The following is a 17,496-nucleotide window of genomic DNA, read 5'->3' as shown; positions in this document are numbered from 1 at the left end:
TCCGAAGCTTACGCCCTCGCTGATAGTGGTAATTTCTTGGAAATCTGTGCTCATCGTGTACCCTAACTAGCAAAAAGTAGTATATAAATCTTTAAAAAATCTAAACGAAAAAAGCCCGTTGCGTGAGCAACAGGCTTTATCGACTCTCTTGCGAGAAATTAGGCGCCTGGAGATGACCTACTCTCGCATGGGGAAACCCCACACTACCATCGGCGCGACTGCGTTTCACTTCTGAGTTCGGAATGGGATCAGGTGGTGCCACAGTGCTATGGTCTCCAGACAAATTTGGAAATTCGGAAAGCTGTGAAAAAATATGGTGGTCGCTACTGGGCTCGAACCAGTGACCCCCTCCTTGTAAGGGAGGTGCTCTCCCAGCTGAGCTAAGCGACCTGGGATTTTTTGCTATTGAGTACTCAATCTTCAATCAAGTATTTTTCGATTCTTTATCAGGCTTGTTCAGTAAAACCCATCTGGGTTGTATGGTTAAGCCTCTCGGGTCATTAGTACAAGTTAGCTCAACGCCTCACAACGCTTACACACTTTGCCTATCAACGTCCTAGTCTCGGACGGCCCTTCAGAGGACTTATAGTCCTAGGGATGACTCATCTTGGGGCTCGCTTCCCGCTTAGATGCTTTCAGCGGTTATCGATTCCGAACGTAGCTACCGGGCAATGCCATTGGCATGACAACCCGAACACCAGCGGTTCGTCCACTCCGGTCCTCTCGTACTAGGAGCAGCTCCCCTCAATCATCCAACGCCCACGGCAGATAGGGACCGAACTGTCTCACGACGTTCTGAACCCAGCTCGCGTACCACTTTAAATGGCGAACAGCCATACCCTTGGGACCGACTTCAGCCCCAGGATGTGATGAGCCGACATCGAGGTGCCAAACACCGCCGTCGATATGAACTCTTGGGCGGTATCAGCCTGTTATCCCCGGAGTACCTTTTATCCGTTGAGCGATGGCCCTTCCATTCAGAACCACCGGATCACTATGACCTACTTTCGTACCTGCTCGACGTGTCTGTCTCGCAGTTAAGCTGGCTTATGCCATTGCACTAACCGTACGATGTCCGACCGTACTTAGCCAACCTTCGTGCTCCTCCGTTACTCTTTGGGAGGAGACCGCCCCAGTCAAACTACCCACCAGGCACTGTCCCTAATCCCGATAAGGGACCTAGGTTAGAACATCAAAACTACAAGGGTGGTATTTCAAGGACGACTCCACACAAACTAGCGTTCATGCTTCAAAGTCTCCCACCTATCCTACACATGTAGGTTCAATGTTCAGTGCCAAGCTATAGTAAAGGTTCACGGGGTCTTTCCGTCTAGCCGCGGGTATACGGCATCTTCACCGCAATTTCAACTTCACTGAGTCTCGGCTGGAGACAGCGTGGCCATCATTACGCCATTCGTGCAGGTCGGAACTTACCCGACAAGGAATTTCGCTACCTTAGGACCGTTATAGTTACGGCCGCCGTTTACCGGGGCTTCGATCATGAGCTTCTCCGAAGATAACCCAATCAATTAACCTTCCGGCACCGGGCAGGCGTCACACCGTATACTTCATCTTGCGATTTTGCACAGTGCTGTGTTTTTGATAAACAGTTGCAGCCACCTGGTATCTGCGACTCCCGCTAGCTTAGAGAGCAAGTCTCATCACCGGCAGGAGCGTACCTTCTCCCGAAGTTACGGTACCATTTTGCCTAGTTCCTTCAGCCGAGTTCTCTCAAGCGCCTTGGTATTCTCTACCCGACCACCTGTGTCGGTTTGGGGTACGATTCCTGCTAACCTGAAGCTTAGAAGATTTTCCTGGAAGCATGGCATCAACTACTTCAGTCCCTTAGGACCTCGTCATCAGCTCTCAGCGTAAGTATTCCCGGATTTGCCTAAGAATACCGCCTACTACCTTAAACGCGGACTACCAACGCCGCGCTAGCCTAGCCTTCTCCGTCTCTCCATCGCAGTTAGCACAAGTACGGGAATATTAACCCGTTTCCCATCGACTACGCCTTTCGGCCTCGCCTTAGGGGTCGACTCACCCTGCCCCGATTAACGTTGGACAGGAACCCTTGGTCTTCCGGCGAGGGGGTTTTTCACCCCCTTTATCGTTACTCATGTCAGCATTCGCACTTCTGATACCTCCAGCGTGGGTTACCCCTTCACCTTCAACGGCTTACAGAACGCTCCTCTACCGCGCATCTCTAATGAAATGCACCCGTAGCTTCGGTGACTAGCTTAGCCCCGTTACATCTTCCGCGCAGGCCGACTCGACTAGTGAGCTATTACGCTTTCTTTAAATGATGGCTGCTTCTAAGCCAACATCCTAGCTGTCTAAGCCTTCCCACATCGTTTCCCACTTAGCTAGTACTTTGGGACCTTAGCTGACGGTCTGGGTTGTTTCCCTTTTGACAACGGACGTTAGCACCCGCTGTCTGTCTCCCGCATAGTACTCATTGGTATTCGGAGTTTGCAAAGGGTTGGTAAGTCGGGATGACCCCCTAGCCTTAACAGTGCTCTACCCCCAATGGTATTCGTGCGAGGCGCTACCTAAATAGCTTTCGAGGAGAACCAGATATCTCCCGGTTTGATTGGCCTTTCACCCCAGCCACAAGTCATCCGCTAATTTTTCAACATTAGTCGGTTCGGTCCTCCAGTTGATGTTACTCAACCTTCAACCTGCCCATGGCTAGATCACCGGGTTTCGGGTCTACACCTAGCAACTAAACGCGCAGTTAACACTCGGTTTCCCTACGGCTCCGCTATTCGCTTAACCTCGCTACTAAATGTAAGTCGCTGACCCATTATACAAAAGGTACGCAGTCACGGTCTCAAGAACCGCTCCCACTGCTTGTACGTATACGGTTTCAGGTTCTATTTCACTCCCCTCACAGGGGTTCTTTTCGCCTTTCCCTCACGGTACTGGTTCACTATCGGTCAGTCAGGAGTATTTAGCCTTGGAGGATGGTCCCCCCATGTTCAGACAACATATCACGTGTGCCGCCTTACTCGTTTTCATCTAAGGTTAGTTTTCATGTACGGGACTATCACCCTGTACCGTTGGACTTTCCAGACCATTCCACTAACACCCCCTAGACTTAAGGGCTAATCCCCGTTCGCTCGCCGCTACTTAGGGAATCTCGGTTGATTTCTTTTCCTCTGGGTACTTAGATGTTTCAGTTCCCCAGGTTCGCCTCATACAGCTATGTATTCACTGTATGATGACCACTTATGTGGCCGGGTTTCCCCATTCGGACATCGTTAGCTCAAATGCTTGTTACTAGCTCGCCAACGCTTTTCGCAAGTTACTACGTCCTTCATCGCCTCTGACTGCCAAGGCATCCACCGTATACGCTTAGTCACTTAACCATACAACCCAAATGAGTTTCACTTGAGCTTATTGCAACTAGCTGGTTTTACTGTCTCTTGCTTTCGCAAAAGAACGCCTTGATTTACTTCATTTCTGAAGTTAAAGAATATCTAAAACACTTGATTAAAGTATTTTGAGAACTCAATTTTGTATCACCTAATGCTCGCGCACTAAGTTCTACTATCAGCTTTCCAAATTTTTAAAGAACGACATCCCTTCAAAGGAAGGTAATGTTTTGCTCGTCAACAAGACAAGGCAATCTGTGTGAACACTCAACAGTAATTCTAAATCGCATAGGTAAGGAGGTGATCCAGCCCCAGGTTCCCCTAGGGCTACCTTGTTACGACTTCACCCCAGTCATGAACCACACCGTGGTAAACGCCCTCCCCGAAGGGTTAAGCTATCTACTTCTGGTGCAGCCCACTCCCATGGTGTGACGGGCGGTGTGTACAAGGCCCGGGAACGTATTCACCGTGGCATTCTGATCCACGATTACTAGCGATTCCGACTTCATGGAGTCGAGTTGCAGACTCCAATCCGGACTACGATCGGCTTTGTGAGATTAGCTCCACCTCGCGGCTTTGCAACCCTCTGTACCGACCATTGTAGCACGTGTGTAGCCCTACTCGTAAGGGCCATGATGACTTGACGTCGTCCCCACCTTCCTCCGGTTTATCACCGGCAGTCTCCCTAGAGTTCCCACCATTACGTGCTGGCAAATAAGGATAAGGGTTGCGCTCGTTGCGGGACTTAACCCAACATTTCACAACACGAGCTGACGACAGCCATGCAGCACCTGTCTCAGAGTTCCCGAAGGCACTAAGCTATCTCTAGCGAATTCTCTGGATGTCAAGAGTAGGTAAGGTTCTTCGCGTTGCATCGAATTAAACCACATGCTCCACCGCTTGTGCGGGCCCCCGTCAATTCATTTGAGTTTTAACCTTGCGGCCGTACTCCCCAGGCGGTCTACTTAATGCGTTAGCTTGAGAGCCCAGTGTTCAAGACACCAAACTCCGAGTAGACATCGTTTACGGCGTGGACTACCAGGGTATCTAATCCTGTTTGCTCCCCACGCTTTCGTGCATGAGCGTCAGTCTTTGTCCAGGGGGCCGCCTTCGCCACCGGTATTCCTTCAGATCTCTACGCATTTCACCGCTACACCTGAAATTCTACCCCCCTCTACAAGACTCTAGTTTGCCAGTTCAAAATGCAATTCCCAGGTTGAGCCCGGGGCTTTCACATCTCGCTTAACAAACCGCCTGCGCACGCTTTACGCCCAGTAATTCCGATTAACGCTCGGACCCTCCGTATTACCGCGGCTGCTGGCACGGAGTTAGCCGGTCCTTCTTCTGTAGGTAACGTCACAGCTAACGGGTATTAACCGTCAACCTTTCCTCCCTACTGAAAGTGCTTTACAACCCGAAGGCCTTCTTCACACACGCGGCATGGCTGCATCAGGGTTTCCCCCATTGTGCAATATTCCCCACTGCTGCCTCCCGTAGGAGTCTGGGCCGTGTCTCAGTCCCAGTGTGGCTGATCATCCTCTCAGAACAGCTAGGGATCGTCGCCTAGGTGAGCCTTTACCTCACCTACTAGCTAATCCCACCTGGGCTTATCCATCAGCGCAAGGACCCGAAGGCTCCCCTGCTTTCCCCCGTAGGGCGTATGCGGTATTAGCAGTCGTTTCCAACTGTTATCCCCCACCAATGGGCAAATTCCCAGGCATTACTCACCCGTCCGCCGCTCGCCGGCAAAGTAACAAGTTACTTCCCGCTGCCGCTCGACTTGCATGTGTTAGGCCTGCCGCCAGCGTTCAATCTGAGCCATGATCAAACTCTTCAATTAAAGTTTTGTTCGGACCCAAAGGTCCTGCTCAATGAATTCTGTCGATTCGATGATAAATCATCAAATTTGCATGTTATGCGGACATCGTTCGTTGAAGTCTCTTGCGAGACGTGTTATATCGTTGTCGATTTATCAACTACTGTGAATGTCCACACAGATTTGCTTGTCTTCTACTTGTTAAAGAACGTTGCCGCTACGGGCTAGGGATGCGTATTTTACGCATAAACCTGAGTGGGTCAAGCCCTTATTTCAGGCTTGGATCCAAGCGGTTAAACTTTCGCCTAACACCCTTAATCACTCATGGTTAACTTACTTCGCAAGTTCCATCCTGACTCAGTATCGTTGCTTTACAGCGCCGTTGTCCGTGTCAGTGGGTCGCATTATAGGGCGCTGACCCAATTGCGCAAGCGCTAATATGACTAAAAGCAGCCATTTCAATTCGTTCGCTTACAAATCCACCTGACTGCTGCTTTTTTTAGCTTTATACTGGTCTTTTGGCTGGTAATGAGAGTTTTTGATGAACCATTTGCGCCCTTATAAAGGTGTTAGCCCGCATTTCTCTGATTCTGTGTATATAGATAGTAGCGCTGTATTAGTCGGTGACATACGTTTGGACGATGATGCCAGCATTTGGCCTTTGGTTGCTGCTCGCGGTGACGTCAATCATATCCGCATCGGCAAGCGCTCGAACGTTCAAGATGGCAGTGTTTTGCATGTCACTCGTAAATCTGAGCATAACCCCGATGGTTTTCCGCTAATCATTGGCGATGATGTCACCATAGGTCATAAGGCCATGCTGCATGGCTGCACCTTAGGTAATCGGATTTTAGTTGGCATGGGCGCGATTATTTTGGATGGTGTCATTATTGAAGATGATGTCATGCTCGCCGCTGGCGCCTTAGTGCCACCAAACAAGACGCTGAAATCGGGTTTTTTATATGTAGGTAGTCCAGCGCAAGCAGCTAGACCCCTCAAAGACAGTGAAATGCAATTTTTAGCGCAATCGGCGGATAATTATGTGCGTCTAAAAAACGAGTATATGAATCCTTAGTAAAGCTCGTCTTTGTAAAAGCTAGCTATATATAGGCCGCTCTGATTTTTACTTTGAATTAGTTTAACTTTGAATTAGTTTAACTTTGAATTAGTTTCAATTTGAATGAGTGTCGCTCTGAATATAAGCCTCGGTAGTGTTCATAATTCTGTGTCATTTCAGTAAAATATTCAAAAACAGGAATGACACATGACCCAACCTTTTAACTTCGAACAAGCCCTTAAAGATCTGCAGTCAGGTAAAAGCCTCACAGGTAAAGACAGCATTCTTGGTCCACTGATCAAGCAACTCACTGAAGCGGCTCTCCAGGCTGAGCTTGAGCAGCATTTAGCGCATGATCCTCTGCCTAATCGTAAAAATGGCAAAAACCCTAAGACCATTAAGCATCCGTCCGGTAACTTTGAGTTAGACACCCCTAGAGACCGCAATGGCACTTTTGAACCTCAGTTTATTAAGAAAAATCAAACTACGCTAACCGATGAAATCGAACGTAAAGTGTTATCGATGTTCAGTATAGGTATGAGCTATCGCGATATTAATCAACATGTTGAAGATATGTATGGGATCAATGTGTCTAACGCAACCGTCAGTGCTATCACTGATAAACTCATCCCCGAACTTAAAGCGTGGCAACAGCGCCCATTAGATAGCCATTATCCTATCGTTTGGCTTGATGCGATACATTATAAAGTCAAAGAGGATGGGCGTTACGTCAGTAAAGCCGTTTACACATTGTTAGCGCTTAATATGAAAGGAAAAAAGGAAATTTTAGGGCTTCATTTATCCGAAAATGAAGGCGCTAATTACTGGCTATCAGTACTGACCGATCTTAATAATCGTGGTGTAAAAGATATTCTTATCGCCTGTGTTGACGGCTTGACCGGTTTCCCTGAGGCGATAGCCAGTATCTTCCCTAATACGGAAACACAGCTATGTGTTATCCACCAGATCCGCAACTCAATGAAGTATGTCGCCTCAAAACATCAGAAAGCGTTTATGGCTGATTTAAAGCCTGTGTATCGAGCCGTGAGTAAAGAAGCCGCAGAGATGGCATTAGACGAACTGGAGGCCAAATGGGGTGATGCTTATCCGCTGGTAATCAACTCTTGGCGTCGCAAATGGCATAATTTGTCCCATTATTTTAGGTACCCAGAACATATCAGGAAAGTGATTTACACGACCAATGCCGTTGAGGCGGTACATCGCCAATTTAGAAAGCTCACCAAAACCAAAGGTGCTTTTCCTAATGAAAATAGCTTGTTGAAGCTACTTTATGCAGGCATATTAAACGCCTCAGATAAATGGACCATGCCAATCCACAATTGGAGCCTTTGTTTATCTCAGTTAGCGATTTATTTTGAAGGGCGTTTAGATAGCGTGCTAGAAATTTAAAAATTAGCCTGACACAGAATTTTGAACGCCCTCTAAGCCTCTAAATAAAAGTATTACTCTAAACATATGGGGGCATCTATCTCGCCCCCTAGTGCTTCAATGATTTGCTCTAACTCATCTTCAATATCAAAACGCTTAGCATCAAACGCGGCATTAATTAGCTCAACATCTTGAGTCATAGCTTGCCCCGCCAATAGATAGCCAAGGCCAATGTGGCAATCAAGCGTGGTGCCATTGATTTGCACTGGCAATACCATCACTTGCAGCTGCGCCTGCCATTGCTGTAGATCAGTAAAAATAATTGCTTGATTCATGCTTGCTCCAATTGCAGCCTTAGCTGAGTTAATACAGGCTCTATATCTGGCGTTTGCTTGCGCCATAATTGAAAACTAACCGCGGCCTGACCCACTAACATGCCAAGGCCATCATGTACTTGTTTAGCACCCGCAGTAAATGCCCACTGGTTAAACAAGGTTAAGCCTGCGCCGTACACCATGTCATAACAGAGACTTCCCTTTACCACGCGCGCATCGAGGGCGGGCAACTCACCACCTAAACCTGCTGACGTTGAATTGATAATGATGTCGTAATCATTCGCTAACTCTGCCAATGCATGACTCGTTAGCGATACTTCAGCCGGAACATGAGCCGCAAACAGCTCACACAAGTGCCGCGCTTTATGCAAAGTGCGATTAGTCAAAGTAAGCGCGTTAATTCCTGACTCGAGTAAAGGTAAGATACAACCGCGCGCGGCGCCGCCAGCACCTATGAGTAAGACTCGCTTACCGTTAAGCGAGGTAATGCGCTCTAAATCTCGCACTAAACCAATCCCATCGGTGTTATCGCCACTGATGCTGCCATCGGATAAAAAGAGTAAGGTATTAACGGCGCCAGCGAGTGCGGCAGCAGGAGATAATTGCCTGCAAATTTGATAGGCCATCTCTTTATAAGGCGCGGTAACATTAGCGCCTTGGCCGCCAGCACGAGCAAAAGCTTGAACGTCCGCCAAGAAATCGCTGTCTGCGGCAATCAGAATTGCTTGATAATCGATTACTTGATTAAATTGGGCCGCAAAACAGCTATGAATAAATGGCGAGCGACTTTGACTCACTGGTTTGCCAAATAGCGCATATTTATCAGTCATTAAAACCCCTTAGCAATTATCTAGCGTCTTAGTTTACCTAGAGGCAGAAAAGGCGCAATCCATACCATCAGCGGATGGCAAGACGTTAGTTAATCACGACTTTAGCAGATAAAGGATACAGTAATACCATGAAGTGGCTCACTAAGCTGTTTAAGCCCGTGCCTGTAGCGCCTACTGCGCGCCAAGCGCAACAATCTAATGCTTATGATTTGATTGGCGGCGCCGACACTATTGCCAATATCGCCAGTGCCTTTTACCAAGAAATGCAAACCAACCCAGACACCCAAGCGCTACTGGCCATGCATAGAGCGCCCATTGCCGAGTCACAACAAAAGCTGTTTGAATTTTTAAGTGGCTGGTTAGGCGGCCCGGCACTGTTTGAGCAAAAGCATGGGCATCCGGCGCTGCGTGCTCGCCACATGCCTTTTGCCGTCACGACTGAGCTTAAAGATCAGTGGCTACTGTGCATGGATAAAGCGCTCAGCACTCAAGTTAAAGAAACCGCCCATCAAGTCGCCATTTACCAAGCAATCAGCGAGCTTGCCGCCAACATGGTGAATCAGTAACTCTAAGCCTTAGCAATAACTCTGTAGCGCTTGAACCCCACACGGACAAGCGCTACAGATTAAGCCAATTTCTCGGCGTTAAAAAATCACGATAAAGCTCAGCCTCAGGGCTGCCCTCTGCTGGCTGATAGTTATATTGCCAGCGCACTAACGGTGGCATAGACATGAGAATCGACTCAGTGCGACCGCCTGTTTGCAAGCCAAAGAGGGTGCCGCGATCATAAACTAGATTAAATTCAACATAACGCCCACGGCGGTAAAGTTGGAAGTCGCGCTGCGCCTCGCCATAAGGAGTATGTTTACGGCGCTCAACTAAGCTGGCATAGGCAGGTAAAAAGCCGTTACCGACGGCTTGCATGAAAGCAAAGCTGTCATCAAAGCCGTCTTGGTTAAGATCGTCAAAGAACAAACCGCCAACGCCACGAGTCTCTTGTCTATGAGGCAAGTAAAAATACTCATCACACCAAGTCTTATATTTTGTATAAGTCTCAGCGCCAAAGGGATCGCAAATAGTCTTAGCGGCTTGATGCCATTCAATTACGTCATCTAAAAAGGGATAATACGGCGTTAAATCAAAGCCACCACCAAACCACCATACTGGCTCAGCATCAGCCTTAGTGGCGATAAAAAAGCGCACATTGGCATGAGTGGTTGGAATATAGGGATTGCGTGGATGAATGACCAGAGATACGCCCATGGCTTCAAAGCTGCGACCAGCAAGCTCAGGTCTATGAGCTGTGGCCGATGCCGGCATGGCCGCGCCTGTAACATGCGAGAAATTAACGCCGGCTTGCTCAAACACAGCGCCATCCGTTAATACTCGGCTTGAGCCACCACCGCCTTCGGCGCGCTGCCATGAGTCAGCCATAAACTGCGCCTGACCATCTAATTGCTCGAGTCCTTGGCAAATCTGCTGCTGCAGACTTAGTAAAAACGCTTTTACGGCTTGAATATTTGGCGCTGTCATTGATTTATCCCTGTCGAAGCACTTGGCCAGAAATGGCATCCATAATAGTTGACGGCTGCAGTGAGCCCCCTAATTCGCCTAAGATCAGCGCATCTATCTGTCCATCAAACTGATTAACTATGTCATCAGCTAATACCACAGGCGCTTCACCCGCTAAATTAGCGCTGGTAGAAACCAGTGGTTTACCTAATTCCAGACATAAACTTTGCACCACAGGATGCGCCGAAATGCGCACGGCGATTGAGCTAAATTCGCCCCGCAGCAAGCTGGATGTCGTCGTTAAGGTTGGCATGATAAAGGTAAACGGTCCCGGCCAGTGGCTAGTGGCAAATGCGAGCTGCTCAGCCGTGAGCTTTGAAAAATCGACATAAGCGCGTAACTGCTCCAAATTGGCTGCCACCAAAATTAGCCCCTTCTGCCACGGCCTTTGTTTAATCGCTAAAATTCTTTGCACGGCGCGCTCGTTATCTGGATCGCAGCCAAGACCATACACGGCTTCTGTTGGATAGGCGACAACCCCACCTTGCAGTAAAAGTGACGCTGATCCCGAGGGGTGAATTTGCTTCATGCCGTACATACCTTCCATCAAATGAATGTTGAATTCGTTGTCTTTCAAAAACCGCGCTCAATCACTGGCGCTGTACTTACCCCGCAATCGCAGTGGCGAAATTATACCTATGGCTAATGGCGCTGCAACTCATGGATGAGTCGCCGCTTAGTCAACGGCACATTTATATTTGCAGGGTTTATTCGGGCATTCGAGGCGATTACCGCCTGCGCCTTTGCGCTCAAGTAAAATACCAAAGCCGCAACTTGGACAGGCCTTAGCAACCGGAGGGTAATTCACCAGAAATTTACACTTAGGATAATGATTGCACGCATAAAAACTCTTGCCGTAGCGGCTAGTTCTTTGCTCTAAGTTACCTTGCTGGCATTGCGGGCAACTAATCGGGTCATGATTATCTGCCGCCGTTTTTTCGATATGTTGGCAGATAGGATATTGGGTGCAGCCAATAAAAATGCCAAAACGGCCAGATTTAACCGCGAGTTCATGGCCGCAATCAGGGCATTGCGAGCCCTCAATCACTTGGGTTTCTATGCTTTCATGCTGAACTAACGGCCGAGTGTAATCGCAATTGGGGTAATTATTGCAACCGATAAAGCCGCCATGTTTGCTGTGACGTACCGATAACTCAGAGCCGCAGACAGGGCACTGCTCATATGCCTTTTCCAACGCATGCTCATGCGCCGTAAATAATTGCTGATCAATCTTAGACATAGTGCCTCACAACATAAAATGACTGATCATTTTACCTGCAAGCCCTAGATGTGGATACCGCTAAATCTAAGGGTTAACTAGGCTACGGCCTTAGCACGCAAAGTGGAATGGGTTAAACCTAAGTTTGATGCGAGTAAAACGGCTGTGAGTAACAACTCAAACTTAGCGCCAGTAACAAGCGGGGCAAAACAAAGGGCGCCAGCGCGATGTTAATGAGTCTCGCTGGCGCCCTGATATCTTGATATTTACACAATGACGATTTATTTGGTGGTCATGACTACCAAGACAATCAGCTTCGCAGGCTAGTGCAGCATGCCCACAGGCTCTTCAAAGATCAGATCTTCCATTTGCTCGTAGGCAGATTCATAGCCAGGTACATTAAATAGCACCATGAGGATGACCCATTTTAAATCATCAAGCACCATCACAGTCTCATCCAGTGCCATAACCCTATCAATCACCATTTCACGGGTTTCAACATTCAATACTTGGATTTGCTCTAAAAACAAAATAAAGCCACGACATTCAACATCTATCTTGGCCATTTCTGCATCGGTATAAATGCGAAACGACGTTTGCTTATGGTTGCATAAATAGGGCTTGTCGCCCTCTTGCAACTCACCTAATCGCTCAAGCCAAGTGAGGGCTTTAAGGATATCGGCTTGATGAAAACCGGCACGGGTTAGCTCTTGTGTCAGCTCATCTTCATCCACAGTGAGATCTACTTCACTGTGAACGTAGTTCTCGAATAAATACATGAGGATATCGAACATAACTAGTTCCTCTTAAGTCTGACATAACCACCGGGTACCGCAGCAACCCACCCTTGCAACTCAAGTTCAAGCAATTGCTCTAATACTAGATCCACGGATTTACCACTATGTTCAATGACCTCATCGATTGATGTTGCTTCATATTTTACACTAGCTAACAGCGAAGCAAATGGCAACTGGCAGCATTCAGTGGTAAGCGTTGGCGCGAATTTTCGCACTTCTTGCACATGGAGACCACATAAACTGTGTAACTCATCAACAATATCGGCCGCATTCTGCACCAGTTTAGCGCCTTGTTGGATTAAATAGTGGCAACCTTCGTGATCGCCACTGGCCACATTACCTGGCACGGCAAACACATCACGTCCCTGCTCTAACGCAAGCTTAGCGGTCACTAAGGAGCCACTTTTAATCCGCGCCTCAGTAGCCACCACCCCAAGGCTCATGCCAGAGATAATCCGATTACGCCGCGGGAAATTAGTGGCATAGGCTTGGGTTTGCGGCCAAAACTCGCTAATCACACAAGCATTAGCTTTAAGCGTTTGATATAAGCTCAAATGCCGTCTGGGATACACCACATCAACCCCAGTACCCAGCACGGCCACTGTATTGCCTTGTACAGCTAACGCGGCCTGATGCGCAACCCCATCAATGCCTGCCGCCATACCACTGACAATTGAAAGCCCTTGCTGAGCCAATTGGCAGCACAAATCATAGGTCAAGGCTTTACCTGCTAATGAGGCTTGGCGACTGCCAACTATGGCTAAACTCGGTTGCAGCAACTGATTAATATCACCTATGGCAAATAACACCATGGGCGGATTTGAAATAGTTTTTAACAGCGGTGGGTAGTTAGGATGATCAAAACCAATAATGTGATGGGACTTATCTTGGCTCTGCCACACAAGGGCTTGCTCAACTTTCTGCTCGTGATAAGCCACTTTCGATACAGTTTGGGCACTTAGGCCCAAAGAGTCGATATCCGACAATAAACGCTGCCGTAATTCTGGCAGCGTCATTCGCTCTAACAGTTGTTGAACCTTGGTCAGCCCGAGACCAGATATCGCAGCAACAACTAATGCATCAGGCACTGATGTCGCAATAATTATTCCCGCAACACAGAAACTTGCTCAGGAATGATGAGATTGTCATCAATCCGCACCGGCTGTTCATTAACCATGATGAGGCCTAAACTGGTGTTCTCAAATGTTTTAAACACCAACATATTGCCATGGTAAGTGGCGGGCATTTGGCGAGTTCTATCATCTGACATCAGCGCCATAAACCTATCGTAAGTGGTTCTATCGGTACTCGGCACAGGTATGCCATCTTTACCCATCACGACTTTATCGCCCGTACGGGTAATAGCAAACACATCGCCCGTGGTTACGCCATCCACTTGGCCGCGGTCAATATAAGCAACATCAAGCTTACCCATTTCAAGAATATTAATGGCCGAAGCTAGCACTTTAGCATCTTTCACTGTGGCGGCTTTTGGCATAAATTGCGCCGATAACAAGGCATCATCTTCAAGAGTTATGATGCGATTACCAGGCCTTGCTTCACGAAAACTAGTGAGTAATTCAACTTTTGAAATCTCGCCTGACTCAATCACTCGAGCTGTCGCCGTTAAAATCACTTCTTGACCTAACTGACTACCATCTTGCTGGCGTACAAAGCGCCGCCCAGGTTCATATAAACCAATCTTGGCACCGGTTTCTAGCACGGCATCGATAAAGACGACTTCACCCGCGATATGATTAAGTGATGGGCTTTCGCCAGCCATGAGCATAGGTTGCTTGGCAAACCAATCGGCGCCAACCACACGATTATGAATTAAATAAGGACGAATAAGCGCTAAATTAACCGCAGGAATGGCGCCGCCCTTGGGCTCAATTCGTCCCTGCGCTTGCTTAGATAACATGGGCTTTTTGACTAATCTGGGTTCGCCATCAATAAAGACTAAGGTCAGTTGATCACCAGGATAAATAAGATGCGGGTTAGCAATTTGCGGGTTGGCGCCCCAGAGTGTTGGCCAGCGCCAAGGGTCTTGCAGGAAATGCGCCGAAATATCCCAAAGCGTATCGCCTTTAGCGACGACATACGCCTCAGGATGACCAGGTTTTAGGGTGATGACATCACCATTCACCGAGGCTGCACTTAGCAATAATGATAAAGAAAGCAGCAATCGTTTCATCGAGCCATCCTTGTTCTTAAGTCCATCAACAAGCTTTTACTATTATTGCTTGCCCTGAAGGATTAAAATTAATTCCATACTAGCTGCCAGTATAACCAACTGGTTTAATTTTGACATACTTGTTAAGAGTTTACCTATGGCTTTACTCAATGTATTACGTTTTCCTGATGAAAGGTTGCGCACCATAGCTAAAGCGGTTACTGACTTTGGTGAGCCACTGCAACAGCAAATTGATAGCATGTTTGAAACCATGTACCACCAAAAGGGCATAGGTCTGGCTGCGACTCAAGTGGATTGTCATCAACAATTGATAGTCATGGATTTACAAGATGAAGTTGAGCGCCCTAAGGTGTTTATTAATCCTGTACTGTCAAACCAGTGTGGTAATTACGGCAATGAAGAGGGCTGCCTGTCTGTCCCTGGTATTTATGCCAAGGTTGACCGCGCCGAGCGAGTCACAATTACAGCGCAAGACAGATTCGGTGAGACCTTTAGTGTCGATGCCGACGAACTCTTTGCCATCTGCATTCAACATGAGATGGATCACCTTCAAGGTAAGTTGTTTGTAGATTATTTGTCGCCGCTTAAACGTCAGCGCATTCGACAAAAACTCGAAAAAGCCGCCAAACAACAGACCCAAGATTGAAATAAAAGGACAGCACTTGAAGCCACTTAATATTATTTTTGCCGGTACCCCGGATTTTGCCGCTCGCCACTTACAGGCCTTAATTGACTCGCACCATAATGTGATTGCTGTGTATACCCAGCCTGATCGCCCAGCTGGCCGCGGTAAAAAATTAACTCCAAGCCCAGTAAAAGCACTGGCGCAAGCGCACAATATTGAGGTCTATCAGCCAAGTTCGCTGCGACAAGAGCCAGCGCAACAAGAGTTAGCTGCGTTAAATGCCGACCTCATGGTCGTAGTCGCTTACGGCTTAATCTTGCCGAAAGTCGTGCTCGATATGCCGGCCATGGGTTGCATCAACGTCCACGGTTCACTGCTGCCACGCTGGCGCGGCGCGGCGCCAATTCAGCGCGCATTATGGGCGGGCGACAGTGAAACGGGCGTCACCATTATGCAAATGGATGTGGGCTTAGATACTGGCGACATGCTGTTAAAAACTTATCTGCCGATTGAAGATAGCGATACCTCAGCAAGCTTATATGAAAAGCTCGCGGCGCAAGGGCCTGAGGCTTTATTGCAAACCTTAACTGGCTTAAGCGATGGCAGCATTACCGCCATTAAGCAAGATGAGTCACTGGCTAACTATGCAGAGAAATTATCCAAAGAAGAAGCTCAGTTAGACTGGCATAAGCCTGCGGTTAATCTGTGGCGAGAAGTTCGCGCCTTTAACCCATGGCCAGTCAGTTACTTTGAATTACAAGGCCAAACCATCAAGGTATGGCAAGCCGAAGTCAAAGCCACACAATGCACCGAAGCGCCAGGCACCGTATTAGCCGCGACTAAAGCTGGGCTTGAAATCGCTACCACTGATGGCGTGATAGTGCTGACTACTTTGCAATTACCAGGTAAAAAGCCACTCGCTTTTGCCGATATTCTTAACTCACGCTCAGAATGGTTTGTCCCTGGCAGCCAACTAACGCAGGAACCAAACGCATGATGAACTTACGCGCGCTGGCCGCTAAAGCCTTATTTGATGTACTGGAGAAAGGATTATCCCTTTCAGTGGCTTTGCCCAATCAACAGCAACATCTTACTAATGGCAAAGATAAAGCCTTATTAGCCGAGATTTGCTACGGGGTAATGCGAGCGCTGCCGCAGTTAGATAAATGCGTGAGTGACTGTTTAAGTAAGCCTTTTAAAGGCAAGCAGCGGATCATTTATCAGTTATTGTTAGTGGGCTGCTATCAGCTGTATTTCACACGTATTCCGCCCCATGCCGCTATTTCTGAAACCGCTGAAGCATGCCGTCAGCTTAAGTTTGAAGGCATGGTAAAAGTCATCAATGGCGTATTACGCACCATTCAGCGCAATGCTACAGAACTTAGCACTAGCAATGACACCTTAAAATTTAATACCCCAGCGTGGATCATTAAAAGACTGCAGCAAGCCTATCCCGATGATTGGCAACACGTCATAGAGCAAAGCCATCAGCGCCCGCCTATGTGGTTACGCAACAATCGCAATCATCAAACTCGAGATGAGTATTTAGCCTTATTAGCGCAAGCGGATATTGCGGCTAGCGCAGGTTCTAGCCCAGATTCTATCTTGCTTGAAAGCCCTAAAGATGTCGGCATATTGCCAGGATTTTTTGATGGCGCGGTATCAGTGCAAGATGGCGCGGCGCAGTGGGCAGCGACTTTATTAGCCCCCAAAGATGGCGAGCTGATTTTAGATGCTTGCGCAGCCCCTGGCGGTAAAAGCTGTCATATTTTAGAGCAAGCTGACTGCCAACTGGTAGCGGTTGATTTTGATGAAAATCGCCTGCAGCGCGTAAAAGAAAATATGCAGCGTTTACAGTTTACGGCTGAGATAATTCATGGTGATGCTGCCAATATTGACTCTTGGTGGCAGGGCAATAAGTTTGATCGTATTTTGCTAGACGCGCCCTGCTCTGCAACTGGAGTTATCCGTCGCCACCCAGATATTAAATGGCTGCGAAAATCACAAGATATTGAAGAGTTAGCTGAGCTGCAGCGCCAGATTTTGGATCACTGCTGGCAGTGGTTACAGCCGGGTGGCCAATTGCTTTATGCCACTTGTTCTATCTTGCCCCAAGAAAATGCCCTGCAAATACAAGCCTTTCTTGAGCGCACAAAAGATGCCACACTAGTGCCAATCGCACAGCAAGCACCAGCGGAAACGGGTTGGCAAATTTTGCCAGGAACCCAAGCAATGGACGGTTTCTATTACGCCTTACTGCATAAATCCGCACAATAACCAGCAGG

14 protein-coding genes, 1 tRNA gene and 3 rRNA genes are annotated in these 17,496 nt (G+C 47.9%); 6 read left to right on the top strand and 12 right to left on the bottom strand.

Annotated elements, in window-relative coordinates; genetic code table 11:
- Positions 1-164 precede the first annotated feature (164 nt).
- From rrf to FJQ87_RS01485, 4 genes are all read right to left on the bottom strand, one after another.
- Positions 165-280, bottom strand: a 5S ribosomal RNA gene (gene rrf / locus FJQ87_RS01500).
- Positions 281-314: 34 nt separating this feature from the next.
- Positions 315-390: transfer RNA gene (locus FJQ87_RS01495), tRNA-Val, on the bottom strand.
- Positions 391-479: 89 nt separating this feature from the next.
- Positions 480-3,371, bottom strand: a 23S ribosomal RNA gene (locus FJQ87_RS01490).
- A 299-nt stretch (positions 3,372-3,670) separates the two neighbouring features.
- Positions 3,671-5,217: ribosomal RNA gene (locus FJQ87_RS01485) — 16S ribosomal RNA — on the bottom strand.
- Together the 16S, 23S and 5S rRNA genes with 1 tRNA gene alongside form the textbook arrangement of a ribosomal RNA operon.
- A 514-nt stretch (positions 5,218-5,731) precedes the next feature.
- On the opposite strand from FJQ87_RS01485, the gene FJQ87_RS01480 reads away from it, so the two are divergent.
- Together FJQ87_RS01480 and FJQ87_RS01475 are read left to right on the top strand one after the other, a co-directional pair.
- Entirely contained in the window at positions 5,732-6,268 is a 537-nt protein-coding gene (locus FJQ87_RS01480; RefSeq protein ID WP_140930176.1) for a gamma carbonic anhydrase family protein, read from the top strand.
- A gap of 189 nt (positions 6,269-6,457) precedes the next feature.
- On the top strand, positions 6,458-7,660 hold the full coding sequence (locus tag FJQ87_RS01475; protein WP_140930175.1) for an IS256-like element ISSod4 family transposase: 1,203 nt from the start codon (positions 6,458-6,460) through the stop codon (positions 7,658-7,660).
- A 53-nt stretch (positions 7,661-7,713) separates the two neighbouring features.
- Here the strand turns inward: FJQ87_RS01475 and FJQ87_RS01470 are convergent, their stop codons facing one another.
- On the bottom strand, positions 7,714-7,974 hold the full coding sequence (locus FJQ87_RS01470) for a DUF1488 family protein (RefSeq protein WP_168195119.1): 261 nt from the start codon (positions 7,972-7,974) through the stop codon (positions 7,714-7,716).
- Positions 7,971-8,804, bottom strand: coding sequence for a shikimate dehydrogenase (aroE, locus tag FJQ87_RS01465; RefSeq protein ID WP_140930173.1), 834 nt, complete (start codon positions 8,802-8,804; stop codon positions 7,971-7,973). Before aroE ends, FJQ87_RS01470 begins: the two co-directional genes overlap by 4 nt.
- A gap of 128 nt (positions 8,805-8,932) precedes the next feature.
- Between aroE and FJQ87_RS01460 the strand changes: the two genes are divergently transcribed.
- Complete coding sequence (locus tag FJQ87_RS01460) at positions 8,933-9,370, top strand: group II truncated hemoglobin (protein WP_140930172.1); 438 nt, start codon at positions 8,933-8,935, stop codon at positions 9,368-9,370.
- A gap of 52 nt (positions 9,371-9,422) precedes the next feature.
- Here FJQ87_RS01460 and hemF read toward each other — a convergent pair whose 3' ends face one another.
- The 6 genes from hemF to FJQ87_RS01430 form a co-directional block, all read right to left on the bottom strand.
- Positions 9,423-10,337, bottom strand: coding sequence for an oxygen-dependent coproporphyrinogen oxidase (gene hemF / locus FJQ87_RS01455; RefSeq protein ID WP_140930171.1), 915 nt, complete (start codon positions 10,335-10,337; stop codon positions 9,423-9,425).
- 4 nt (positions 10,338-10,341) lie between these two features.
- On the bottom strand, positions 10,342-10,905 hold the full coding sequence (locus FJQ87_RS01450) for an L-threonylcarbamoyladenylate synthase (RefSeq protein WP_140933942.1): 564 nt from the start codon (positions 10,903-10,905) through the stop codon (positions 10,342-10,344).
- Between the two features lie 147 nt (positions 10,906-11,052).
- Positions 11,053-11,616 (bottom strand): topoisomerase DNA-binding C4 zinc finger domain-containing protein, encoded by a 564-nt coding sequence (locus tag FJQ87_RS01445; RefSeq protein ID WP_140930170.1) that lies wholly within the window; start codon positions 11,614-11,616, stop codon positions 11,053-11,055.
- Positions 11,617-11,918: 302 nt separating this feature from the next.
- Positions 11,919-12,389: a DUF494 family protein gene (locus tag FJQ87_RS01440; RefSeq protein ID WP_140930169.1), complete on the bottom strand. Its 471-nt coding sequence runs from the start codon at positions 12,387-12,389 to the stop codon at positions 11,919-11,921.
- Positions 12,390-12,391: 2 nt separating this feature from the next.
- A complete protein-coding gene (gene dprA / locus FJQ87_RS01435) occupies positions 12,392-13,408 on the bottom strand; it encodes a DNA-processing protein DprA (protein WP_140933940.1) in 1,017 nt (338 codons plus the stop codon).
- Between the two features lie 86 nt (positions 13,409-13,494).
- Positions 13,495-14,586 carry a LysM domain-containing protein gene (locus FJQ87_RS01430; RefSeq protein WP_140930168.1) on the bottom strand — a complete coding sequence of 364 codons (1,092 nt, stop codon included), beginning with the start codon at positions 14,584-14,586 and terminating at the stop codon, positions 13,495-13,497.
- Between the two features lie 136 nt (positions 14,587-14,722).
- On the opposite strand from FJQ87_RS01430, the gene def reads away from it, so the two are divergent.
- The 3 genes from def to rsmB are packed head-to-tail and all read left to right on the top strand — an operon-like array spanning position 14,723 to position 17,488.
- Positions 14,723-15,232: a peptide deformylase gene (def, locus tag FJQ87_RS01425; protein ID WP_140930167.1), complete on the top strand. Its 510-nt coding sequence runs from the start codon at positions 14,723-14,725 to the stop codon at positions 15,230-15,232.
- A gap of 16 nt (positions 15,233-15,248) precedes the next feature.
- Complete coding sequence (fmt, locus tag FJQ87_RS01420) at positions 15,249-16,208, top strand: methionyl-tRNA formyltransferase (protein ID WP_140930166.1); 960 nt, start codon at positions 15,249-15,251, stop codon at positions 16,206-16,208.
- A complete protein-coding gene (rsmB, locus tag FJQ87_RS01415; RefSeq protein WP_140933938.1) occupies positions 16,208-17,488 on the top strand; it encodes a 16S rRNA (cytosine(967)-C(5))-methyltransferase RsmB in 1,281 nt (426 codons plus the stop codon). Before fmt ends, rsmB begins: the two co-directional genes overlap by 1 nt.
- Positions 17,489-17,496: the final 8 nt, after the last annotated feature.

This window comes from Shewanella sp. SNU WT4 (assembly GCF_006494715.1).
Classification (GTDB): Bacteria; Pseudomonadota; Gammaproteobacteria; order Enterobacterales; family Shewanellaceae; genus Shewanella.
This window is presented reverse-complemented; position numbering and strand designations above follow the sequence as displayed.